Below are 22,161 nucleotides of genomic sequence, written 5' to 3' on the forward strand. Positions count from 1 at the left end.
CTCCCACTCCCGCTTAGCAAAACAGCCGCCGGTGCCTTACCAGCGATAAGCCAACGTCGCGACCAGGCTGCGCGCATCGCCCCAGTAGCAATAGGCCTGGCCGTAGCAGGAGGCCACATAGCTCTTGTCGAACAGGTTGTTGGCGGCCACGCGCAGGCTGCTGCCCTTCAGCGCCGGGCTGAGCTGCTGCAGGTCGACGCGCAGCATCAGATCGACCAGGGTGTAGGGCTGGGCCTTGAAGCTGTTGTCGTCGTCGCCCCAGCTGCTGCCGACATGGCGCAGGCCCGCCCCCAGCGCATAGCCGGGCGCGAAGCGCCAGTCGGCCCAGACCGAGGCCATATGGCGCGGTGCCTGGTAAGGCGTGTTGCCGGTGTGGCCCGAGGCCGACTTCACATAGCTCATGTCGGTGAAGGTGTAGCTGGCCTGCAGCGACAGCTGCGCGCTCAGCGCGGCGCGCGCCTCCAGTTCCACGCCGCGCGAGCGCACCTTGCCGGCCGGCACGTCGTAGTACTTGCCGACCGGCCGCGTTGCCACCTTGTCCTGGCTCAGCTCGTAGACCGCCGCCGACAGCAGCGTGGCAGAGTTCGCCGGCTGGTAGCGCAGGCCCAGCTCGACCTGCCGCGACTCGGCCGGCGGCAGGATCTGGCCGGCCTCGTCATTGCGCACGCCCGGGTTGAAGCCGTCCGAGTAGCTCATGTACGGCGCCAGGCCGTTGTCGAACAGATAGACGGCGCCGGCCCGCTTGGTGAATTTGGAGCCCCGCCATTGCGCCGGACTGCCGGTGCCCATCAGGTTAGCGGCGCTGGCGCGGTCGTGGCGCCCGCCCAGGGTCAGGCGCCAGGCGCCCAGCGCCATCTGGTCCTGCAGGTAGACGCCGGTCTGCTCCAGGCGTCGATCGATGTCCGCGCCGCCCAGATCGCTGAGGCCCGGGTTGCCATAGCTGGGCGTGAAGACATTGATCGGGGTGGCATTGCCCCAGGACCAGCGGCCGTCGACGCGGCGCTTCTGGTAGTCCAGCCCGGCCACCACGGTGTGCTTGACCCGGCCGGTCTCGAGCTGCCCTTCGAGCTGGTTGTCGACCGTGTGGCCGCGGGTCGACTCGTCGGCGCCGGAGTAGTAGCGGGTCAGCGTGTCGGGGCCGGCCCAGCCATAGCCATAGACCTGGCGCAAGGTCGTGTCGGCCGTCACATGGCGCAGATGCTGGCGGAACTTCCATTGCGGGTTGAAGTGATGCTCCAGCTGGTAACCGAGGAAGCGCTGGGTGCGGCGGTACTGCTCGACGCTGGGATCGCCATCGAAGAAGTGGCGCGAGATGCGCCGGCCGTTGTGCGCCGTCGTCAGGCTGGCATCGACCGGCACGCCGCTGTGATAGCTGCCCTGCGGGTCGTGCTGGAAATAGGCCTGCAGCAGCAGCACCGTGTCCTTGGAGAGATTGAGGGCCAGCGAGGGTGCAATGGCCTGGCGCTGCTCCTTGACATGCTGGAACTGCGAATCCAGGCCGCGCGCCAGCCCCATCAGGCGGTAGGCGGCCACGCCCTGCGCGTCGAGCGGCCCGGTCAGATTGAAACCGGCCTCGACGCGGCCGCGGTTGCCCAGCGTGATCTCCAGCTCGCGCTGGGGCTGGAACTGCGGCGTCATGCTGGTCAGCGCGACGACCCCGCCCGGCGAGGCCCGGCCGTAGAGCACCGAGGCCGGGCCGCGCACGACGTCGATGCGCTCCAGGAAGAAGGGGTCGACCTGCATCGAGGTGTAGCTGCCCTGGTCGCTGAGCAGGCGCAGCCCGTCCAGCAGCGTGCTGTCGACGCTGCTGTCCTTGAAGCCGCGCAGCGCCACATAGTCGTAGCGGTTCGACGCGCCGACCAGGCCGGTGAAGGTGCCGGGTGTGTAGTTCAGCGCCTCCGGCACCGCACGCGGTTTCTGGTCCTCAAGCTGCTGCCTGGCGACGACCGAGATCGATTGCGGCATCTCCAGCAACAGCGTGTCGGTCTTGCTGCCCGCGGGACTTCGCTCGACGAGAGGGCCGCCCTCGCCCCCCGCAGCGGCCGCCCGCTCGGCCCGCGCACGCACGAGCGGCAAGGCCGGCGAGACCGCAGCCCTGACGATGACCGCCCGGCCATCGATGACGGCGCTCAGCCCGCTGCCGGCCAGCAAGCGATCCAGCGCCTGCTGCGGTGTCAGCCGTCCGGATACGGCCGGCGCCGATTTGCCCGCCACCAGCTCGGCCTGCACCATCAACTCCAGTCCGGTCTGACGGGCCAGCTCGTTGAGCGCGCTCGCCAGCGGCTGAGCCGCCATGCGGATCTGCGCCGTGCCAGACGCCTCGGCGGCCGGCTGAGCATGCACCCCGGCGGTGGCCAGCAGCAAGGCCAGCGAGGCGGAAGGGAGTGGGAGTCGTCGAAGGAATGTCGTTGCCATGAGATTGAATAAGAATTCTTCTCATGTAGACGCAGCAAGCGCCCGGCACCCCAGGTCGATCCGCAACTTTCTTTTTTCAGCGTGCGACGATCTCGACGACGCCACCCTGCTCGCGCAGGCGCACCGCCAGCACCTGGGGCAGGACGCGGCCGAAGGTCTCGAAGCGCCGCAGATCGAAGCTGCCGCTGACGCGCAGCGCCGCAACGGCCGGGTCGCGCAGCACCCAGGGCACCGGGCCGTAGCGCTCGAACTCGGCCAGCACGGCGGACAGCGGCATGTCGACAACGCTCAGCCGGTGCTCGCGCCAGGGCGCGATGCCGGCCGCCGCGACGACGCTGACCGGCCCGAGCCGGCCGGTGGCATCGCTGGCAATCTGCTGACCGGCCCTCAGCTCCAGCGTCGGCCCCTGCCGCGCGCTCAGTTGCACGCGCCCCTCCTCGACCGCGACGCTCGCGCCGCCATGGCCCGGCAGGCCCGGTGTGTGGCGCACCGCGAAGCGGGTACCGACCACGGTGATGCGCAGTGGCCCGGCCAGCACCTCGAACGGCCGCGCCGCATCGCCCTTGACCTCGAAAACCGTCTGCCCCTCGGGCAGGCGCACCTCGCGGCGCGATCGGTACAGGGCCACCTCGGCCCGTGAGCCACTGTCCAGGCGCAGCTGGCTGCCGTCGGGCAGGCTGACCTCGAGCTGCTGGCCGCGCGCGGTGACGAACTGCTGGGCAAACACCGGCGCCTGCCACCAGGCCCAGCCCAGCCAGCTGCCGGCCATCAGCAGGCCGGCCAACAAGGCCCCCGCCCATCGCTGCCGCTGCTCATGCCTGCGCGTGCCGCACTCGCCGGCCAGCTGGCGACGCAGGCGCTGCACCCCGGCGCTCGGCAGGGCATCGAGCGAGCGCCATTCGCCCTGCCAGCGCGCCAGCGCCGCCGCATGGGCGGCATCGGCCGCCAGCCAGGCCTGCAAGGCGGCCCGCTCGGCCGCGTCCAGCGGCGTGCCGCCGGCGCAGCGCACGAACCAGTGCAGGGCAAGACGCTCGATCTCGGCCAGCGGCGGATCGGCTGGCGAGTAGGCTGGCAGCTCGGTGCTCATCACGTTCTCATCGACTTTTCTTCGGCGGCGCCTTGGTACGCAAGTCCTGGCCCTCGCGGCAGCGCCGGCAGGCCTGCAGGGCCAGTGCAATATGCTGCTCCACCATCTTGCGCGAGATGCCCATGCGCTGCGCCACCTCGGCGTGAGGCAGGCCGTCGAACTTGTGCAGCACAAAGGCCTCGCGGCAGCGCAGCGGCAGGCCCTCGATGGTGGCCAGCAAGGCCTCGACCGCCTGGCCCGAGGCCAGCACCGTCTCGGGCTCGCAGGCCGTCGGCGCGGCGAACTCCCTCATCGGTTCGTCGGCCTCGTCCACGGCCTGCCCTGTGCTGCTCAGCTCGGCGCGCACCGCGCCGCGCCGGTGCTGGTCAATCTGCAGATTGCGCGCCGTGCGGTAGAGCAAGGCACGCGGCTCGGGCACCGGCTGGCCGGACTGCTGGAGGGCCAGCACCCGGGCATAGCTTTCCTGCACCAGATCGGCTGCGGCCTCGCGGTCGCGCAAGGCACGGGTGCAGAAATTCAACAGTTCTTGGTAGTAGCGCTCGAACACGGCTCGACCATGGATTGACGGATGCCCTGGCAGACGGGCGTCAAGGTATGGCGGCGGCGAACCCGGTGCAATTAACAATAATTCTCATTATTAATCAAGCGAGCGACAGAAATAAGAAAGCCCTCGGGTCCCGACCCGAGGGCTTGTCAGTTCAGTCGATGTCTGCGGCTCAGCTGCCGATCACCCCGCCGTCGTTCTTGGTGATCACGATGGTGGCCGAGCGCGGACGGGCATTCGGGCCGCCGGCGCCGTAGCCGGCATTGCCGGGCCAGTGGCTCAGGTACTTGCTCGTATCGCTCACCGTGGCCGATGTGATGGTCTCACCGGGGTGCTGGATGTTGATGAACAAGGCCTTGCCATCGGGCGTCTCGGCGCAGCCGGTGATCTCGCAGTCGACGGGGCCGACCAGGAAGCGCTTCAGCGTATCGGCCGTCGGCGCCTTGCCGACATAGGTGTCGACGCTCTTGCCGGTGTAGGCCAGGGTCTTCTTGGCACCGTCGCCGACGCTGCCGGGGATGCCGGCCAGCATCATGCAGTTGCTCTTGTCGGTGAAGGCGCCGTCGTCGGTCTGGATCCAGCACAGGCCGGTGGCGCGGCTGAACCACAGGCCGTCGGGGCTGGACATGTCCTGGTCTTCGGTCAGCGAGGACAGGTTGACCAGGCCCTTGTCGGCACCGGCCTCGGCACCGAACAGATAGACGTCCCACTTGAAGGCGGTGGCGGTCGCGTCGCCGGCCACCTCGGCCACACGGATGATGTGGCCGTTGACATTGCCGCTCTGCTTGGTGCTCGCGCCCTTGGTGTCGTCATAGGCGCGCGGGTTGGCGGCGTCGGTCGTCGCGACGGTGCGATTGCTGTTGTTGGTCAGCGTGAAGTAGACCTCGCCGGTGACCGGGTGGCTGGCGCACCACTCGGGGCGGTCCATCTTGGTGGCACCCACCGCGTCGGCGGCCAGGCGGGCATTGACCACCACATCGGCCTGGTCGGCGAAGGCGTAGTTGGTCGCGGCCTTGATCACGGCGTTGCCGATAGCCAGTTCGATCCACGTGCCCGTGCCGTCGGCGTTGAACTTGGCGACGTACAGCTTGCCTGCGTCCAGGTACTTGTCGCCGGTGGCGATGCGGTCGGCCGGGTTGGCATCGGCGGCGGCCCAGTTGGCGGCCGACACCCATTTGTAGATGTACTCGCCGCGCGAGTCGTCACCCATATAGACGGCCAGGGGCTTGCCCTCGACCAGCTTGCTGAAGGCCGCGCTCTCGTGCGCGAAGCGGCCCAGGCTGGTGCGCTTCTTGATGGCGCTGGTCTTGCTGTAGGGGTCGATCTCGACCAGGTAGCCGAAGGTGTTCAGCTCGTTGCGGTAGTCGTCGCTGCCGTCGGCGGAGGCGCCCTTCTTCGAGATGTCCCAGCGCGCGTACTTGTCGTCGGCGCCGCCGGTCTCCCAGCCATGGCGGCTCGCGGCGCCCTGGTTGCGGCCATAGCGCTTCAGCGAGGCAACGCTCTTGTCATTGCCGCGCGCCGCATCGTCCGCTGCACCACGGGTGAAGTAGCCGGCCCAGTTCTCTTCGCCGGTCAGCGTCGTGCCCCAGGGGGTGGAGCCGGTGCCGCAGTTGTTCAAGGTGCCGCGTGCGGTCTTGCCGTCGGCCGAGAACTTGCTCTTCATCAGGCCCGAACCGGCAGCCAGGCCGGACAGCGTGACCGGGGTCAGCGGCGTGATGCGACGGTTGAAGGACGAGTCCTTCACATAGGCGAAGGCGGCGCCGTTCTTCTTGACCTCGACGACCGAGACGCCGTGCAGCGGCACTTCGCGGTCCACCTCGGCGGCCGGGCGCGGCAGCGTGTTGGTGCCGCCGTTGATATGCACAAAGGCCGAGGCGCGCTCGTTGCTGCTGTGGCTGGTCGCTTCATGGTTCATCACCAGCAGGCCGCGGGCCGAAGCCTTGGCATCGGGCTTGCCGTCGGCGGACAGGCCGTAGTACTCCATGCCGTCGTGGTGGTCGCCGGCGCGGTTCTCGAAGTCGGCATCGCTGCCGTCGTTCTTGTAGGCGGTGGCGGTGGCGGTGAGCGGATCGCCCAGCGCATAGATCACGCTGGCGGTATAGCCGGCGGGCACGACCACCTGGTCGGCCAGGCTCTTGGCCACGGCGGTGAAGCCCAGCTTCTCCAGCGGCTTCAGCGGTGCTGGTTCATCATCGTCGCCGCCGCCACAGGCCGACAGCGTGATGCCGCCGAACACCGCCGTTGCCGCGCTGCCGATGGCGCCGCGCAGGATGGAGCGGCGCGCCAGGCGTGCCTGCAGCACGCTCTGGAAGCTCTCATTGGCGCTGTTGTTGTGGTCGATCTCGTCGGGGTCGACGTAGCGGGTGTCTTGGGACATGGGGGACTGCCTCTAGTGCTTGCTTGAAGCCGCGCAGTCTGATCATGGCCGGTGAAAATTCCGTGACATATCAAAGACTCGACTGTGACAGCACGACGCGGCGCGGGCCCCAATCCGGACTTGGCCGGCAAAGGCGGGGCTCAGACCAAGCAGCGCGCGTGCGCCCAGCGCCCAGCCCTCAATCGATAGGCGTCAGCTTGGCCACGCTCAAGGCCAACCACTTCATGCCATGCCGCCCGAAGTTGACCTGGGCGCGCGCATCCTGGCCGCTGCCCTCCAGGGTCACCAGCACACCCTCGCCGAACTTGGTATGGAACACGCCCTTGCCGACCTTCAGGCCCCCGTGCTCTTTGTCTTCCTTCTTCTGCATCGAGGGCGGCACCGGCGGCTGGGCCCAGGCGGCCTTCTCGTGGTTGACACGGCCGGCGCCGACCATGGACTTCAGCCCCGAGCCGCGCGACCAGGCGTCCTGGTACTCCTTCGCAAAGCCCGAGCCAAAGCCCTGGTTGCGCGGCGTCAGCCATTTCAGCGCGGCCTCGGGCAGCTCGTCGAGGAAGCGGCTCTTGACGTTGTAGCGGGTCTGGCCGTGCAGCATGCGGGTCTGGCTGAAGCACAGATACAGGCGCTGGCGCGCCCGCGTGATCGCCACATACATCAGGCGCCGCTCTTCCTCCAGGCCGTCGCTGTCCGACAGCGAGTTCTCATGCGGGAACAGGCCCTCTTCCAGCCCGGTGATGAAGACCGCATCGAACTCCAGGCCCTTGGCCGAGTGCACGGTCATCAGCTGCACCGCGTCCTGGCCGGCCTGAGCCTGGTTGTCGCCGGCCTCCAGCGAGGCATGGGTCAGGAAGGCCGCCAGCGGCGACATGATCTCGCCGGTCTCGGCATCGGGCGTGAAATTGGCCGGGGCCACCGCTGCGGGCAGGCCTTGCGCGATCGCTCCGGGCGCCAGTTCGTCGACCGGCAGCGCCACCGCATCCTTGCCAAAGCCCTCCTGCGTCACGAAGGCCTCGGCCGCGTTGATCAGTTCGCCCAGATTCTCCAGCCGCTCGGCGCCGTCCTTGTCGTTGCGATAGAACTCGTTGAGCCCGGAGACTTCCAGGATCTGCTCGATGATCTCGCGCAGGGTCAGGCCTTGCGTCAGATTGCGGGTCGAGTCGATCAAGGCCGTGAAGCCCTGCAGATTGCTGCCGGCCTTGCCCGCCACCGCGCTGACGCTCTGGTAGAGGCTGCGGCCCGAGGCCCGCGCCGCGTCCTGCAAGAGCTCGATCGCCCGGGCGCCGATGCCGCGGGTCGGGAAATTGACGACGCGCAGAAAGCTGGTGTCGTCGTTCGGGTTCTCCAACAGGCGCAGATAGCTCAACGCATGCTTCACCTCGGCCCGCTCGAAGAATCGCAGGCCGCCGTAGACGCGGTACGGAATGCCGGCATTGAACAGCGCCGACTCGATCACCCGCGACTGCGCATTGCTGCGGTAGAGCACGGCGATTTCCTTGCGGGCGATGCCGCCGCGATGCATGGCCTGGGCCTCCTCGATCAGCCACTGGGCCTCGGCGAAATCGCTGGCCGCCTCATAGACCCGCACCGGCTCGCCGGGGCCGGCATCGGTACGCAGGTCCTTGCCCAGACGCTTGGTGTTGCGGCTGATCAGCTCGTTGGCCGAGTCCAGGATGTTGCCGAAGCTGCGGTAGTTCTGCTCCAGCTTGATGACGCGCTTGACCCGGTACTCGCGTTCGAAGTCGGCCATATTGCCGACCCGGGCGCCGCGGAAGGCGTAGATGCTCTGGTCGTCATCGCCGACCGCCAGCACGCTCTGGCCGCGACCGGGCGGCGCGAACATCTTCAGCCAGGCGTACTGCAGCTTGTTGGTGTCCTGGAACTCGTCGACCAGGATGTGCTGGAAACGGCGCTGGTAGTGCTCGCGCACCGCCTGGTTGTCGCGCATCAGCTCATAGGAGCGCAGCATCAGCTCGGCGAAATCGACCACGCCCTCGCGCGCGCACTGGTCCTCGAAGGCCTGGTAGATCAGGACCTGGGTCTTCATCTGCTCGTCATAGGCTTCGATGTCCTTGGGTCGCAGCCCGTCCTCCTTGGCGCCGGCGATGAACCAGCTGACCTGCTTGGGCACGTAGCGCTCCTCGTCCAGCTTCATCGCCTTGATGACCCGCTTGATCGCCGAGACCGTGTCGCTGGAATCGAGGATCTGGAAGCCCTGCGGCAGGCCGGCCAGCTTCCAGTGCGCGCGCAGGAAACGGTTGCACAGGCCGTGGAAGGTGCCTATCCACATGCCGCGCACATTGACCGGCAGCATCGCCGACAAGCGCGTCTGCATTTCCTTCGAGGCCTTGTTCGTGAAGGTCACCGCCATCACGCCGCCGGGCGAGACCTGGCCGGTCTGCATCAGCCAGGCGATGCGGGTGGTCAGCACCCGGGTCTTGCCCGAACCGGCGCCGGCCAGTATCAGGGCCGGCTCGGCCGGCGCGGTGACGGCCGCGTACTGCTCGGGGTTGAGGTTCTTCAACAGTCCGCCGGCGGCCTCGGGCGGCGGCGCGAACAACTCGTCTTGGGGATGCTGACTCATCGCGGCATTCTAGTTGGCCGGCCAGATACTTGCCAAAAGCAAGTATCTGGCCGATGATAGCCGCCATGGATACAAGCCCGACCGAGCCCGCCGGCGCCGTACGCGCCTTCAACCGTTTCTACACCCGCCGCATCGGCGTGCTGGACGAGGGCCTGGCCCATAGCGAGTTCTCGCTGACCGAGGCCCGCGTGCTGTGGGAGCTGGCGCATCAGCCCCAGCTCAGCGCCGTCGAGCTGAGTCGCGAGCTGCGCCTGGACGGCGGTTATCTGAGCCGCCTACTGCGCGGCCTGCGCGAGCGTGGTCTGGTCAAGGCCCGCGCCAACCCGGCCGATGCGCGCCAGAGCCTGCTGAGCCTGACGGCGGCCGGCCGGCGCGCTTTCGCGCCCTTGGACCAGGGCTCGCAGGCGCAGACGGCCGAGATGCTGGGCAAACTCAACAGCGCCCAGCAGGCGCGGCTGCTGCGGGCCATGGGCGAGGTGCAGCACCTGCTAGAGGGCGGTCCCAGCACCAGCCCCCGGCTGCGTGCGCTGGTGCCCGGCGATCTGGGCTGGGTGGTGTCGCGCCACGGCGCCCTCTATGCGCAGGAATTCGGCTGGGATCTGAGCTTCGAGGCCATGGTGGCTCGCATCGCCGCGCAATTTGTCGAGCAATGGCAGCCGCCGCGCGAGCGCGGCTGGATTGCCGAGCGCGAGGGCGGCGGTGGTCAGCGCCTGGGCTGCGTCTTCCTGGTCCAGGCCCGCGACGAGCAGGGTGCCGAGCGGCCCGGCGTGGCCCAGCTGCGCCTGCTGCTGGTCGAGCCGGAGGCGCGCGGCCTGGGCCTGGGCAAGCAGCTGGCGCAGGCCTGCACGAGCTTTGCTCGCGAAGCCGGCTACCGGCGCATCACACTGTGGACCAATCAGCGGCTCAGCGCCGCGCGCGGCATCTACCAGGCCGAGGGCTACCGGCTGACGCACAGCGAAACCCACCGCAGCTTCGGGCATGATCAGGTCGGAGAAACCTGGGAGCTGGATCTGGAATGACGAGCATGGCCGCTGATGACCGCTGCCCTTGCGGCAAGAACTCGAACTATCAAGACTGCTGCGGCCGCTGGCACGCCGCTTTTGCCGCCGGCCAGGGCCTGCAGGCAAGCGATGCCGAAGCCTTGATGCGCTCGCGCTACAGCGCCTATGTGCGCGGCCTGAGCGCCTATCTGCTGGCCAGCTGGCATGCCGACAGCCGGCCGGCGGCGCTGGCGCCCGATGAGCCGGGGCTCACATGGCTGGGTCTGGAAGTGAAAAAGCATCTGCGGCAGGACGCCGACCATGCGACGGTGGAGTTCGTCGCCCGCAGCAAGCTGGGCGGCCGCGCCCATCGCCTGCATGAAACCAGCCGCTTCGTGCGCGAGCACGGCGCCTGGTACTACCTGGACGGTGAGCTCAGCTGAGCAGGGAGCGGGTCACGCGCTGCCGCGGCGGCCAGGCCTCCGGCTCGCGACCCAGTTTTTGCAGCAGCCAGGCCCGGGCCGAGGCAAGCAGCGAGCGGTGTCCGACGGGCAGGATTTGCGGCATGGTGAACTCCAGGAGGCGGGCGGTAGAACAATGATGAACACAAGCAATGACAGAATTCTTTCGAGGACCCTCCTCGCTGTCATTCCCCCCTTTTGGGGTTAATCCTAGTAAGCGACTGTTTATCGCCCGAATCAATGCCTTGTGCCCCGCAAGCCGGGGACAAGCGCGAACTCCATCACGCCGCTTGATGTTGCAGATCCTCCACATCGACGAACACCTCGTCGCCATCGACAAACCGGCCGGTCTGCTGGTGCATCGCACCGCGCTCGATGCGCAGGAGCAGCGCTTTGCGCTGCAGATGCTGCGCGACCAGCTGGGCCGGCCTGTCTGGCCCGCGCACCGGCTGGACAAGGGCACCTCGGGCCTGCTGCTGTTCGCGCTCTCCGGCGAGATGGCCTCGCTGCTGGGCCAGGCCTTCGAGAGCGGTGCGATGAAGAAACGCTATCTGGCCCTGGTGCGGGGCTGGCCGGCCGAGGAAGGGCTGATCGATCACGCGCTGGCGCGCGACCCCGAGCGCGCCTCGGCCGGCCAGGAGCTGCTGGCGGCCCGCACCGGCTGGCGGCGGCTGGCCCGGGTGGAATGGCCGCTGGCCGTCGACGATCGCTTCCCGAGCAGCCGCTATGCGCTGCTCGAGGCCCATCCCGAGAGCGGCCGGCGCCACCAGATCCGCCGCCACCTGAAGCACATCGCCCACCCCATCGTCGGCGACGCCACCCATGGCAAGGGCCCGTTGAACCGCGCGGTGGCCGGCTTCCTCGGTCTGCAGCGGCTCTGGCTGCACGGGCTGGAGCTGCGCTTGACCCACCCCATCAGCGGCGAGGCGCTGTGTCTGCAGGCGCCGCCGGGGCCGGAGTGGCAGACACTGCGCGAACGCGGCGACTGGCTCGTTGATCAGCCGAAGCGCAGCGCGTAGATAGGCGGCAACCCGCGCGACACCTCGGCCCAGCGCTCGCCGGCGTCATCGCTGGCCCACAGCCCGCCGGTGGTGCTGCCCATCAGCAGGCGGCTGCCGCTGTCATCCACCGCCAGCCCATGGCGGTAGATCAGCTCGTAGCAGTGGGTTTGCGGCAGGCCCTCGCGCAAGACCTCGAAGCTCTTGCCGCCGTCGCGGGTGCGGGTCACGCACAGCGCGGCGTCGACCGGTACTCGCTGCTCGTCCTTGACGGCCGGCACGAACCAGGCCGTGCCCGGGTCCTGCGGATGGGCCGCGACCGCGAAGCCGAAGCTGGAGGGCCGGGCCTTGAGTTCCTGCCAGGAGGCGCCGTTGTCGGTCGAGCGCCAGATGCCGCAGTGATGCTGGCACCACAGCACCTCGGGCGCGCCGGCGCAGCGCTGGATGCGGTGCGGGTCCTGGATGTTCTGCTCGTCCAGGCGCTCGGGCGGCATGAAGTCCGCCCGCATGCCGGCGGCGCGCAGATCCCAGTTCGCGGCGCCGTCCGTCGTACGCCAGGCGCCGCCACAGGAGATGCCCAGCAGCAGCTCCTCGGGCCGGCCGGGATAGGGGCAGATCGAGTGGATGCCCGGCGAGTCGTAACCGCCGCCGAACCATTCCAGGCGCTCGGGCCGGCTCCACAGCGACTCGACCAGATGCCAGCTTGCGCCCTCGTCATCGCTGCGGAACAAGCCACCGGGGTTGGTGCCGGCCCACAGGGTGCTGCCGGCCCGCTCCAGTGACCAGATCTGTTGCAGCTTCCAGGCCGGACCCTCGGCCCCCTCGGGCTGAGGCGGGTAGCTCGGCACGGCCAGCTCGGTCCAGGTCTTGCCGCCATCGTCCGAGCCCTGCAGCTTGCTGCCGAAATGGCCCAGATTCAGCGCCGCGAACATGCGCCCGCCGCCCGAACCTGTCGTAGCAGGCGGCGGCAGCACCATGCTGACCGGCTCGGCCAGAAAGCTGATCTGGGCGATCTCCCATTGACGGCCGCGGTGGCGCAGCTCGAACAGGCCTTTGCGGGTGGCGACCCAGGCACGATCGCTGATGGCATGACTCATGGCGACTAACCTCCGGACAGGGCTTGAAACACATGGACCTGGCTGGCCGGCCCCAGCGGGTCGCTGAGGGCCTGCAGATCACGCAGCCGCCGGCCATCGATAAAGATCGTGACATTGGCGCGCAGATGGCCCTGCTCGTCCAGCACATAGCCGCGCAGCCGCGGGTTCAGCACAAACGCCGCCTCCAGCCCCTCGCGCAGGCTGGCGGCATCGGTCTCGACCTCGGGCGCGTCGACAAAGCGGCGCAGCTGGGGGGTGAAATGAACACGGGCCATGGGCCGCATGGTGCAGCCCATGGCCCGGTCCGGGCAACAGGGAAGATCGCTAGAAGAAAGCGCGGCGCGGCGGTCGAAACGGGCGCGGCTCAAACGTCGTGAGCACCGCGCCTCGCCGGACCGGTCGGGGCCTGATCAGCTGCGCATCAGGTGGTCAAAAGCCCCCAGCGCGGCCTTCGCGCCATCGCCGGCGGCGATGATGATCTGCTTGAAGGGCACGGTGGTCGCATCGCCGGCGGCGAACACACCCGGCACCGAGGTCTGACCCTTGGCGTCGACGATGATCTCGCCGTGCTTGCTGAGCTCGATCACGCCCTTGAGCCACTCGGTATTGGGCACCAGGCCGATCTGCACGAACACGCCTTCGAGCTCGATGCGCTTGGCCTCGCCGCTGGCGCGATCGATGTAGTTCAGGCCGTTGAGCTTGCCGGCCGAGCCGGTGAACTCGCTGGTCTGGGCCTGCTTGACGATGGTGACATTGGCCAGGCTCTCCAGCTTCCTGACCAGCACCGCATCGGCACGCAGCTGATCGCCGAATTCCAGCAGCGTGACATGGGCGACGATGCCAGCCAGGTCAATCGCGGCCTCGACACCGGAATTGCCGCCGCCGATCACCGCGACGCGCTTGCCCTTGAACAGCGGACCGTCGCAATGGGGGCAGTAGGCCACGCCCTTGTTCTTGTATTCCTGCTCACCGGGCACATTGACGTTTCTCCAGCGCGCACCGGTCGACAGGATCACGGTCTTGCTTTTCAGCGTGCCGCCATTGGCCAGTTGCACCTCAATGAGACCGCCGGGCACGCTGGCCGGTATCAGCTTGTCGCCGCGCTGCAGATTCATCACATCGACGCCATAGGCCTTCACATGGGCCTCCAGGCTCATCGCGAACTTCGGGCCATCGGTCTCCAGCACCGAGATGTAGTTCTCGATCGCCAGCGTGTCATTGACCTGACCGCCGAAACGCTCGGCCGCGATGCCGGTGCGTATGCCCTTGCGCGCCGCATAGACGGCCGCCGCCGCACCGGCCGGGCCACCGCCGACCACCAGCACATCGAAGGCCTCCTTGGCCGACAGCTTGGCCGCATCCTTGTCCGCCGCACCGGTGTCGAGCTTGGCGACGATCTCCTCGACCGTCATGCGGCCCGAACCGAAGGGCGCGCCGTTCAGCCAGACGCTGGGCACGGCCATGATCTCGCGGCCATTGACCTCGCCCTGGAACAGGCCGCCATCGATGACCACCGTCTTGACCCGGGGGTTCAGCACCGACATCAGCGACAACGCCTGCACCACGTCCGGGCAGTTGTGGCAGGTCAGCGACATATAGACCTCGAAGGCGTAGTCGCCGTCCAGGGCCTTGATCTGGGCGATCACGTCGGGTTCGACCTTGGGCGGATGGCCGCCGGTCCACAGCAGGGCCAGCACCAGCGAGGTGAACTCGTGGCCCAGCGGGATCGCGGCAAAGCGAAGGCTTTGCTCCGTACCTGCACTTTGATTCAGGCGCTTGAGGCTGAACGACGGCTTGCGGGCATCCTGGCCATCGGTCTTCAGCGTGATCTTGTCGGACATCGCGTCGATGTCCTGCAGCAGGATCAGCAGCTCCTGCGCGCTGGCGGAATCGTCCAGCGAGGCTTCGATCTCGAAGGGCTGGGTGACGCGCTCCAGATAGCTCTTGAGCTGGGTCTTCAGGCTGTCGTCCAACATGATGGTCATCCTTTGCTGTTTTCAGGCGTGGCGGGGCATGCCACTCTGAAAACGCCCGAGGAGACCGAGGACGTTTTCAGCGGGGCTGTCTGAGCCTTGGGGGTACCGCAAGCCCGTTCGGGCCTGCGGTTTTCTTGCCGATCAAGTCAGCGCAAGCGCTTTAGATCTTGCCGACCAGGTCCAGCGACGGAGCGATGGTCTTGGCGCCTTCGTTCCACTTGGCCGGGCAGACCTGGCCGGGGTTCTTGGCCGTGTACTGGGCAGCCTTGAGCTTGCGCAGGGTTTCCTTGACGTCGCGGGCGATCTCGTTGGAGTGGATCTCGGCGGTCTTGATCACGCCGTCCGGGTTGATCACGAAGGTGCCGCGCAGGGCCAGGCCTTCTTCGGGGATGTGCACGCCGAAGGCATTGGTCAGCGCATGGGTCGGGTCGCCGACCAGGGGGAACTTGGCCTTGCCGACGGCCGGCGAGGTCTCGTGCCAGACCTTGTGCGAGAAGTGGGTGTCGGTCGTGACGATGTAGACCTCGGTCTCGGCCTTCTGGAACTCGGCGTAGTGCTCGGCCGCGTCTTCCACTTCGGTCGGGCAATTGAAGGTGAAGGCGGCCGGCATGAAGATCAGGACCGACCACTTGCCCTTCAGCGACGCTTCGGTCACTTCAACAAACTTGCCGTTGTGGAAAGCCTGGGCCTTGAACGGTTGAACTTGGGTGTTGATCAAAGACATGGGAAAACTCCGCTAAGGGTGGATGGGAATGAGCTGAATCATATCGGCCCCTATCGACCCTTAGTTTTGATTAATCAAATCGGAGTCATTGCCTGAACCTATTGATAAAGGCTATTGCACTGAAAATGTGCGATAGCAACATCAACTTTCCAGTGCCAGCAGTTCCTCGACCGTCTGGCGGCGCCGGATCAGCCGGGCCGAGGCCGGCTCGTCGCCGTCCACCAGCACCTCGGCGATCAGCGGCCGGCTGTTGTAGTTGCTGGACATCGAGGCGCCGTAAGCCCCGGTGTCATGGATCACCAGCAGGTCGCCGACCTGGGCCTGCGGCAGCTCGCGCGGCACGACCACGCCACCATCCTCCTGGGTGAACACATCGCCCGACTCGCACAGCGGGCCGGCCACCACGGTGGGCCGGCCGGGGCGCGGCCGCCCGTCCTTGGCCAGCAGGCTCATCGCGTGATAGCTGCCATACATGGCCGGGCGCATCAGCTCATTGAAGCCGGCGTCGACCAGCACAAAGTGATTGCTGCCGGCATTCTTGGTGGCCCGCACCTCGCTGAGCAGCAGGCCGGATTCGGCCACCAGGAAGCGGCCCGGCTCGATCTCCAACCCCAAAGCGTGACCCACAATGCCCTCGGCCTGCTGGCGCGCGGCATCCCAGAGGCCGAAGTAGTGGGCGGTGTCGATCACCGCCTCGCCGTCCCGGTAGGGAATGGACAGGCCGCCGCCGGCGGAGATGGCCTGCAGATCATGGCCGGCCGCACTGGCCTGGCGCACCAGCTCAACCATCGCGCCGCAAACCTGGCTCAGGTGGCTGTAGTCGACGCCCGAGCCGATATGCATATGCAGGCCCACCAGCTTCAGGCCATGGGTCTTGATGGCCGCCAGTGCCGCGCCCAGCTCGGTATGCCAGATGCCATGCTTGCTGTGCTCGCCGCCGGTATTGGTCTTGTTGCTGTGGCCGTGGCCGAAACCGGGGTTGATGCGCAGCCAGACCGGATGGCCGGGCGATGCGGCGCCCAGCTGACCCAGCATGTCGATCGAGCCGGCATTGACCGGCACGCGGTGCTCGACCACGGTGGCCAGCGTCTCGCGGTCCAAGAGGTCGGCGGTGAAGACGATCTCGTCGCCGCCTGCGGTATAGCCGGCCTTCAGCGCCCGCAGGATCTCGCCGCGCGACACCGCGTCGACCTTGACGCCCTGCTCCCGCATCAGGCGCAGCACATGGGTGTTGGAGCAGGCCTTCTGGGCGAAACGCACGGTGTCGAAGGCCTTCAGCGCGGCGATGCGCTGGCGGATCACGGCCGCGTCATACACCCACAAAGGCGTGCCGAAGCGCTCGGCCAGCGACCAGAGCAAGGGGGCGGAATGGGGACGGGGCATGGCGTGCTCGCAGGCATTCGGGAGATGGCGGCCAGCATGCCTGCATCCACCCATTCATTCAAATGCTTTCATTTCCAATATTCATTCAATCCTGATATGGTTTAGTGATGTTGACCCATCGCCATATCGAGGTGTTCCGTGCCGTGATGACGGCCGGCAGCGTCACCGGCGCGGCCGGCCTGCTGCACAGCTCCCAGCCTACCGTCAGCCGCGAGCTGGCCCGGATGGAGCAGTTGCTGGGCTATGAGCTGTTCGAACGCCAGCAGGGCCGGCTGCGCGCCACCGCCCGGGCGCTGGCCCTGTTCGACGAGGTCGAACGCAGCTACCAGGGCCTGCAACGGGTCACCGAGCGCGCGGCCCAGCTGGGCCGGGCCGAGCAGACCCGGCTCACGGTGCTGTGCCTGCCGGCCTTGAGCCATGCGCTGCTGCCCGGCGCCTGCGCCGCCTTTCTGCAGCGCCATCCAGCAGCCGAGCTGTCGATCACGCCGCAGGAGTCACCGCTGCTGGAGGAATGGATGACGGCCCAGCGCTTCGATCTGGGCCTCAGCGAGCAGGCCCAGGCGGCGGCCGGCACACGGCTGGAGCCGCTGTGGCAGGGCGACGAGGTCTGTGTGCTGCCGGCTGGTCACGGCTTGCTGGCCAAGACCGTGCTCACGCCGGCCGATTTCGAGGGCCAGGCCTTCGTCAGCCTGTCGGCACAGGATCCGTACCGGCTTCAGTTCGATGCGATCTTTGCGGCCGCCGGCGTGCGGCGCCGGCTGGCCATCGAGACCCACAGCGCGGCAGCCGTCTGCGCGATGGTGCAGGCCGGCCTGGGCCTGGCCATCGTCAATCCGCTGACGGCCCTGGCCTGCGCCGGACCAGGGCTGCAGCTGCGGCGGTTCGCGGTCTCGGTGCCGTTCCGGGTCAGCGCGCTGCTGCCCCAGCACCGCCCGGCCCAGCCGCTGGTACAGGCGCTGCTGGACTGTCTGCGCAGCCATGCGGCCGCGCTGCGCTTGCCCGTCTAGCTGTTGGCGGCCCGGGCCAGCGTGGGCCGGGCACCGAAGCGCTTCAGGATGCTCTGCTCGATGCCGGCGGCATCCAGCCCGCACAAGGCCATCAGCTTGGCCGGGTCGCCATGCTCGACAAACTCGTCGGGCAGACCCAGCTGCAACACCGGTACCGCCAGCCCGGCGGCTTGCAGCGACTCCAGCACGGCCGAGCCGGCACCGCCCATCAGGCAGCCATCCTCCACCGTCACCAGCGCGTCGTGGTTGCGCGCCAGCTCGGCGACCAGCTCATGATCGAGCGGCTTGGCAAAGCGCATATTCGCCACCGTCGCGTCCAGCGACTCGGCCGCCTTCAGCGCCGGATATAGCAGGGTTCCGAAGCTCAGGATCGCGATGCGCGAGCCGTGCCGGCGCAGCTCGCCCTTGCCCCATGGCAGGGCCGACATGGCCTTCTCGGGCACGACGCCCGCCCCGGCACCGCGCGGGTAACGCACCGTCACCGGACCGTTGTGCTGGAAGGCGGTGAACAAGGCCTGGCGACACTCGTTCTCATCGGCCGGCGTCAGCACGGCCATATTCGGGATGCAGCGGGTGAAGGCGATGTCGTAGTTGCCGGCGTGGGTGGCGCCATCGGCGCCGACCAGGCCGGCGCGGTCCAGCGCGAACACGACCGGCAGATTCTGGATCGCCACATCGTGCACCATCTGGTCATAGGCACGCTGCAAAAAGGTCGAGTAGATCGCCACCACCGGCTTCAGACCCTCGCAGGCCAGGCCGGCCGCGAAGGTGACCGAATGCTGCTCGGCAATGCCGACATCGTGATAGCGGGTCGGGAAGCGCTTGTGGAAGTCCACCATGCCCGAGCCCTCGCGCATCGCCGGCGTGATGCCGACCAGGCGCTTGTCCAGCTCGGCCATATCGCACAGCCAATCGCCAAACACCTGGGTGAAGGTGGTCTTGGGCGGCGTCACCGGCTTGACGAAGCCGACGGCGGGATCGAACTTGCCCGAGGCGGCGTGGTACTTGACCGGATCGGCCTCGGCCAGCTTGTAGCCCTGGCCCTTCTTGGTCACCACATGCAGGAATTGCGGGCCCTTCTTGCCACGCAGATTCTCCAGCGTCGGAATCAGCGAATCGAGGTCATGGCCGTCGATGGGCCCGACATAGTTGAAGCCGAACTCCTCGAAGATCGTGCCCGGCACGACCATGCCCTTGGTGTGCTCCTCGAAACGCCGTGCGAACTCGTACAGCGGCGTGTTCTTCAGCACCGACTTGGCACCCTCGCGCGCGGTCGCATAGAACTTGCCGCTCATCAGCCGCGCCAGATACTTGTTCAGCGCGCCGACCGGCGGGCTGATCGACATATCGTTGTCGTTCAGGATCACCAGCACATCGCCCAGCAGGCCACCATGGGCGACGCCGGCATTGTTCAGCGCCTCGAAGGCCATGCCGGCCGTCATCGAGCCGTCGCCGATGATGGCAACGACCTTGCGGTCCTCACCCTTGAGCTTGGCCGCCATGGCCATGCCGTGCGCTGCCGAGATCGAGGTGCTCGAGTGGCCGGTGCCGAAGGTGTCGTACTCGCTCTCGTCGCGGCGCGGGAAGCCGCTGATGCCGTCGAGCTGGCGCAGCGTGCCCATGCGCTCGCGCCGGCCGGTCAGGATCTTGTGCGGGTAGGTCTGGTGGCCCACATCCCAGACCAGGCGATCCTGCGGGGTGTTGAAGACATAGTGCAGGGCCACGGTCAGCTCGACCGTGCCCAGATTCGAGCCCAGATGGCCGCCGGTCTTGGACACCGAGTCCAGCACAAAGGCACGCAACTCATCGGCCACGCGCGCCAGATCGGTGCGCGGCAGGCGGCGCAGATCGGCGGGGCTGTTGATTTGGTTCAGCAGGGTCTTGTTCATGGTGTTCCCCAGCTCTCAGTGGTGGCGCAACTGACTCTCAAGTCAGTTATCCCGCTCGACGACCTTGTCGGCCAGCAGGCTCAACCAGGCCGTGTTGGGCAAGCCGCTGGCGATCAGCGCCTGATGCGCCTCGTCGCGCAACTTGTCCGCATAGCGACGCGCGGCGTCCAGGCCCAGCACCGACACATAGGTCGGCTTGTTCGCATCCTGGTCCTTGCCGGCCGTCTTGCCCAGCACTTCGGAATCTTGCGTCACATCCAGGATGTCGTCCACCACCTGGAAGGCCAGACCGATGGCGGCACCATACTTGGACAGTCCGTCCCAGGCCGCCGGCGTGGTCGCGCCGCAGGCCGCGCCCATCAGCACGCTGGCCTGCAGCAGCACGCCGGTCTTGCGGCGGTGCATATCGCGCAGCTCGGCCTCGTCCAGCGCCTTGCCTATGCTGGCCAGATCGATCGCCTGACCGCCGGCCATGCCGGCATGGCCCGAAGCGCGGGCCAGCAGCGAGCACAGCCGCGCCTGCAGCGCCGGTGCCACACCGCTGTCGGGCGTCAGCACCTCGAAGGCCAGGGCCTGCATCGCATCGCCGGCCAGCATGGCCTGAGCCTCGCCGAAAGCCACATGAACGGTCGGCTTGCCGCGGCGCAGCACGTCGTTGTCCATGCAGGGCATATCGTCGTGCACCAGCGAATAGGCATGGATCAGCTCGACCGCACAGGCCGCGCGCATCGCCGCCTCGGACTCGCCCTGCACCGCATCGCAGGCGGCCAGCACCAGCAGGGGGCGCAGGCGCTTGCCGCCTTCGAGCACCGCATAGCGCATGGCCACGCCAAGACCGGCCGGGGCCGATTCCGGCACCCAGGCATCCAACGACTCTTCATAAGAGCACAGCGAGCGCTGCACCCATTGTTCAAAAACTCCGGCATCCACGCTTAAGAGTCCTCCCATGGCTTCAATTCCCCACCCTCCAGAACCTTGACTTGTTGTTCTACGGCCTGCAGTCGAGTGCGGCAGAAACCAAGCAACTCCGCGCCGCGCCGGTAGCTGTCCAGCAACTGATCGAGCGGCAACTGACCCGCTTCCATCGTCGCCACCAAACGCTCCAGTTCACCGAGCGCCTGCTCGTAACTGGCTGAAACCGCGTCCGTGGTGGACGCTTTCTTGGCGGCGGCAGAGGTCTTGGTCATTGCAAAACGCGAAACCGCCATTGTATGGGGTCAACCCTCGGTGCCCATTCACCCCCAAGAGGGCTGTCAGCTGCCCGCCACAACGGGCCGCTCTGAGCTTGCCTTTACCCGCTCTTTACCTTCATTGCGCAGGCTCAAGGCGGGCATGCACCGAGCTGGGTACAATGCGCCCCTCGCTCCCGGCCAGCATGGCGTGGCAGCGTGCCCCTCCCGAGCCCGGCACCACCGGGCTTTTTTGACACAAACCCGGTCTCACGCTCGCAGCCCTGTGCTGCGCACGGCAACGAGCCGGGGGGTTGACATTGGTTTCTTGGAGACCCTCTTGGATCATGTCCGACCTGAGCCTCACTCTCTCGGTTCTTGAACGCAGCGCCAAAACCCAGCTGCCTGTTACGTCCTACTTCGATGAGGGCCTGTTCCGCAGGGAGCAGGAACTGATCTTCCAGCACGGTCCGCGCTATCTCGGACACGCGCTGGCCGTGCCCGAGATCGGCGACCACTACGCCCTGCCCCAGGAGGGCGAGGGCCGCGCGCTGGTGCGCACGCCGCAAGGCATCGAGCTGCTGTCCAATGTCTGCCGGCATCGCCAGGCGGTGATGCTGCGCGGGCGCGGCAACACCCGCAGCAATATCGTCTGCCCGCTGCACCGCTGGACCTATGACCTGAAGGGCGAGCTGATCGGCGCACCGCATTTCGAGCAGGACCCCTGCCTGAACCTGAACCGCTACAAGATCCGCGAGTGGAATGGCCTGCTGTTCGAGGACAACGGCCATGATGTGGCCGCCTCGCTGGCCAAGCTGGGCACGGCCGGCCAACTGGACTTCAGCGGCTATGTGCTGGACAAGGTTCATGTCCATGAGTGCGACTACAACTGGAAGACCTTTATCGAGGTCTATCTGGAGGACTACCATGTCGGCCCTTTCCACCCGGGCCTGGGTCAGTTCGTCAGCTGCGAGGACCTGGCCTGGGAGTTCGGCCGCCACCACTCGGTGCAGACCGTGGGCATCAAGCAGGCCCTCGGCAAGCCCGGCTCCAGCACCTATGCCAAATGGCATGAGCAGGTGCTGCAGTTCGGCAATGGCGAGCCGCCCGAGCAGGGCGCGATCTGGCTGACCTACTACCCCCACATCATGGTGGAGTGGTATCCGCACGTGCTGGTGGTCTCGACCCTGCACCCCAAGGGCCCGCAGAAGACCACCAATATCGTCGAGTTCTACTACCCCGAGGAGATCGCCGCCTTCGAGCGCGACTTCGTCGAGGCTCAGCAGGCTGCCTATATGGAAACCTGCGTCGAGGACGACGAGATCGCGCTGCGCATGGACCAGGGCCGGCGCGCGCTGATGGAGCGCGGCGACAACGAGGTCGGTCCCTACCAGAGCCCGATGGAAGACGGCATGAAGCACTTCCATGAGTGGTACCGCCGCGAAATGAAGTTCGCCGGCTGAGGGAGTTTTC

Annotated in this window: 19 protein-coding genes; 5 read left to right on the plus strand and 14 right to left on the minus strand. The window is 67.4% G+C overall.

Annotated elements, in window-relative coordinates; all coding sequences use genetic code 11:
- Positions 1 to 36 precede the first annotated feature (36 nt).
- From ABGI63_RS16305 to ABGI63_RS16325, 5 genes are all read right to left on the minus strand, one after another.
- Complete coding sequence (locus tag ABGI63_RS16305; protein ID WP_349743385.1) at positions 37 to 2,415, minus strand: TonB-dependent siderophore receptor; 2,379 nt, start codon at positions 2,413 to 2,415, stop codon at positions 37 to 39.
- Positions 2,416 to 2,491: 76 nt separating this feature from the next.
- Positions 2,492 to 3,502: a FecR family protein gene (locus ABGI63_RS16310; RefSeq protein WP_349743386.1), complete on the minus strand. Its 1,011-nt coding sequence runs from the start codon at positions 3,500 to 3,502 to the stop codon at positions 2,492 to 2,494.
- Positions 3,503 to 3,509: 7 nt separating this feature from the next.
- The gene (locus ABGI63_RS16315; protein ID WP_349743387.1) at positions 3,510 to 4,049 is read right to left on the minus strand and encodes a sigma-70 family RNA polymerase sigma factor; all 540 of its coding nucleotides are present in this window, start codon (positions 4,047 to 4,049) and stop codon (positions 3,510 to 3,512) included.
- 169 nt (positions 4,050 to 4,218) lie between these two features.
- On the minus strand, positions 4,219 to 6,423 hold the full coding sequence (locus ABGI63_RS16320; protein WP_349743388.1) for a PhoX family protein: 2,205 nt from the start codon (positions 6,421 to 6,423) through the stop codon (positions 4,219 to 4,221).
- 178 nt (positions 6,424 to 6,601) lie between these two features.
- A complete protein-coding gene (locus tag ABGI63_RS16325) occupies positions 6,602 to 9,004 on the minus strand; it encodes a UvrD-helicase domain-containing protein (RefSeq protein WP_349743389.1) in 2,403 nt (800 codons plus the stop codon).
- A 65-nt stretch (positions 9,005 to 9,069) separates the two neighbouring features.
- On the opposite strand from ABGI63_RS16325, the gene ABGI63_RS16330 reads away from it, so the two are divergent.
- The gene (locus tag ABGI63_RS16330) at positions 9,070 to 10,023 is read left to right on the plus strand and encodes a bifunctional helix-turn-helix transcriptional regulator/GNAT family N-acetyltransferase (protein ID WP_349743390.1); all 954 of its coding nucleotides are present in this window, start codon (positions 9,070 to 9,072) and stop codon (positions 10,021 to 10,023) included.
- Between the two features lie 5 nt (positions 10,024 to 10,028).
- Positions 10,029 to 10,427, plus strand: coding sequence for a YchJ family protein (locus ABGI63_RS16335; protein WP_349743391.1), 399 nt, complete (start codon positions 10,029 to 10,031; stop codon positions 10,425 to 10,427).
- Here ABGI63_RS16335 and ABGI63_RS16340 read toward each other — a convergent pair.
- Entirely contained in the window at positions 10,420 to 10,551 is a 132-nt protein-coding gene (locus ABGI63_RS16340; protein ID WP_262969680.1) for a hypothetical protein, read from the minus strand. The genes ABGI63_RS16335 and ABGI63_RS16340 overlap by 8 nt on opposite strands.
- Before the next feature lie 187 nt (positions 10,552 to 10,738).
- On the opposite strand from ABGI63_RS16340, the gene ABGI63_RS16345 reads away from it, so the two are divergent.
- Positions 10,739 to 11,464: a pseudouridine synthase gene (locus ABGI63_RS16345; protein WP_349743392.1), complete on the plus strand. Its 726-nt coding sequence runs from the start codon at positions 10,739 to 10,741 to the stop codon at positions 11,462 to 11,464.
- On the opposite strand, the gene ABGI63_RS16350 is transcribed toward ABGI63_RS16345, so the two are convergent.
- From ABGI63_RS16350 to lysA, 5 genes are all read right to left on the minus strand, one after another.
- Positions 11,443 to 12,528 carry a WD40/YVTN/BNR-like repeat-containing protein gene (locus ABGI63_RS16350; protein ID WP_349743433.1) on the minus strand — a complete coding sequence of 362 codons (1,086 nt, stop codon included), beginning with the start codon at positions 12,526 to 12,528 and terminating at the stop codon, positions 11,443 to 11,445. The two genes, ABGI63_RS16345 and ABGI63_RS16350, sit on opposite strands and share 22 nt — an antisense overlap.
- Positions 12,529 to 12,545: 17 nt before the next feature.
- Positions 12,546 to 12,815, minus strand: coding sequence for a MoaD/ThiS family protein (locus ABGI63_RS16355; RefSeq protein WP_349743393.1), 270 nt, complete (start codon positions 12,813 to 12,815; stop codon positions 12,546 to 12,548).
- Positions 12,816 to 12,950: 135 nt separating this feature from the next.
- Positions 12,951 to 14,516, minus strand: a complete 1,566-nt coding sequence (gene ahpF, locus ABGI63_RS16360; protein ID WP_349743394.1) for an alkyl hydroperoxide reductase subunit F — start codon at positions 14,514 to 14,516, stop codon at positions 12,951 to 12,953.
- Between the two features lie 160 nt (positions 14,517 to 14,676).
- Positions 14,677 to 15,240, minus strand: a complete 564-nt coding sequence (gene ahpC, locus ABGI63_RS16365; protein ID WP_137941677.1) for an alkyl hydroperoxide reductase subunit C — start codon at positions 15,238 to 15,240, stop codon at positions 14,677 to 14,679.
- Positions 15,241 to 15,381: 141 nt separating this feature from the next.
- Entirely contained in the window at positions 15,382 to 16,623 is a 1,242-nt protein-coding gene (gene lysA / locus ABGI63_RS16370; protein ID WP_349743395.1) for a diaminopimelate decarboxylase, read from the minus strand.
- A gap of 107 nt (positions 16,624 to 16,730) precedes the next feature.
- Between lysA and ABGI63_RS16375 the strand changes: the two genes are divergently transcribed.
- Positions 16,731 to 17,630 (plus strand): LysR family transcriptional regulator, encoded by a 900-nt coding sequence (locus ABGI63_RS16375; RefSeq protein ID WP_349743396.1) that lies wholly within the window; start codon positions 16,731 to 16,733, stop codon positions 17,628 to 17,630.
- Here the strand turns inward: ABGI63_RS16375 and dxs are convergent.
- From dxs to ABGI63_RS16390, 3 genes are read right to left on the minus strand one after another with little or no spacing between them, the layout of a single operon-like run.
- Positions 17,627 to 19,519 (minus strand): 1-deoxy-D-xylulose-5-phosphate synthase, encoded by a 1,893-nt coding sequence (dxs, locus tag ABGI63_RS16380; RefSeq protein WP_349743397.1) that lies wholly within the window; start codon positions 19,517 to 19,519, stop codon positions 17,627 to 17,629. The two genes, ABGI63_RS16375 and dxs, sit on opposite strands and share 4 nt — an antisense overlap.
- A gap of 42 nt (positions 19,520 to 19,561) precedes the next feature.
- Positions 19,562 to 20,467, minus strand: a complete 906-nt coding sequence (locus ABGI63_RS16385) for a polyprenyl synthetase family protein (RefSeq protein WP_349743398.1) — start codon at positions 20,465 to 20,467, stop codon at positions 19,562 to 19,564.
- Entirely contained in the window at positions 20,452 to 20,706 is a 255-nt protein-coding gene (locus tag ABGI63_RS16390; protein WP_137941672.1) for an exodeoxyribonuclease VII small subunit, read from the minus strand. Before ABGI63_RS16390 ends, ABGI63_RS16385 begins: the two co-directional genes overlap by 16 nt.
- A 329-nt stretch (positions 20,707 to 21,035) precedes the next feature.
- Here ABGI63_RS16390 and ABGI63_RS16395 point away from each other — a divergent pair, with 329 nt between their 5' ends.
- Positions 21,036 to 22,151, plus strand: a complete 1,116-nt coding sequence (locus ABGI63_RS16395; RefSeq protein WP_349743399.1) for an aromatic ring-hydroxylating oxygenase subunit alpha — start codon at positions 21,036 to 21,038, stop codon at positions 22,149 to 22,151.
- The last annotated feature ends 10 nt before the right edge of the window (positions 22,152 to 22,161 follow it).

The organism is Roseateles cavernae (assembly GCF_040187885.1).
In the GTDB taxonomy this organism is placed as follows: domain Bacteria; phylum Pseudomonadota; class Gammaproteobacteria; order Burkholderiales; family Burkholderiaceae_C; genus Roseateles_E; species Roseateles_E cavernae.

Bases quoted from the DNA above. Each gene is read 5' to 3' on its own strand.
- lysA (WP_349743395.1), bottom strand. From the start codon at position 16,623: ATGCCCCGTCCCCATTCCGCCCCCTTGCTCTGGTCGCTGGCCGAGCGC.
- ABGI63_RS16340 (WP_262969680.1), bottom strand. From the start codon at position 10,551: ATGCCGCAAATCCTGCCCGTCGGACACCGCTCGCTGCTTGCCTCGGCC.
- ahpC (WP_137941677.1), bottom strand. From the start codon at position 15,240: ATGTCTTTGATCAACACCCAAGTTCAACCGTTCAAGGCCCAGGCTTTC.
- ABGI63_RS16375 (WP_349743396.1), top strand. From the start codon at position 16,731: ATGTTGACCCATCGCCATATCGAGGTGTTCCGTGCCGTGATGACGGCC.
- ABGI63_RS16390 (WP_137941672.1), bottom strand. From the start codon at position 20,706: ATGACCAAGACCTCTGCCGCCGCCAAGAAAGCGTCCACCACGGACGCG.
- ABGI63_RS16310 (WP_349743386.1), bottom strand. From the start codon at position 3,502: ATGAGCACCGAGCTGCCAGCCTACTCGCCAGCCGATCCGCCGCTGGCC.
- ABGI63_RS16385 (WP_349743398.1), bottom strand. From the start codon at position 20,467: ATGGGAGGACTCTTAAGCGTGGATGCCGGAGTTTTTGAACAATGGGTG.
- ABGI63_RS16305 (WP_349743385.1), bottom strand. From the start codon at position 2,415: ATGGCAACGACATTCCTTCGACGACTCCCACTCCCTTCCGCCTCGCTG.
- ABGI63_RS16325 (WP_349743389.1), bottom strand. From the start codon at position 9,004: ATGAGTCAGCATCCCCAAGACGAGTTGTTCGCGCCGCCGCCCGAGGCC.
- ABGI63_RS16355 (WP_349743393.1), bottom strand. From the start codon at position 12,815: ATGGCCCGTGTTCATTTCACCCCCCAGCTGCGCCGCTTTGTCGACGCG.
- ABGI63_RS16395 (WP_349743399.1), top strand. From the start codon at position 21,036: ATGTCCGACCTGAGCCTCACTCTCTCGGTTCTTGAACGCAGCGCCAAA.
- ABGI63_RS16335 (WP_349743391.1), top strand. From the start codon at position 10,029: ATGGCCGCTGATGACCGCTGCCCTTGCGGCAAGAACTCGAACTATCAA.
- ahpF (WP_349743394.1), bottom strand. From the start codon at position 14,516: ATGTTGGACGACAGCCTGAAGACCCAGCTCAAGAGCTATCTGGAGCGC.
- dxs (WP_349743397.1), bottom strand. From the start codon at position 19,519: ATGAACAAGACCCTGCTGAACCAAATCAACAGCCCCGCCGATCTGCGC.
- ABGI63_RS16320 (WP_349743388.1), bottom strand. From the start codon at position 6,423: ATGTCCCAAGACACCCGCTACGTCGACCCCGACGAGATCGACCACAAC.
- ABGI63_RS16330 (WP_349743390.1), top strand. From the start codon at position 9,070: ATGGATACAAGCCCGACCGAGCCCGCCGGCGCCGTACGCGCCTTCAAC.
- ABGI63_RS16345 (WP_349743392.1), top strand. From the start codon at position 10,739: ATGTTGCAGATCCTCCACATCGACGAACACCTCGTCGCCATCGACAAA.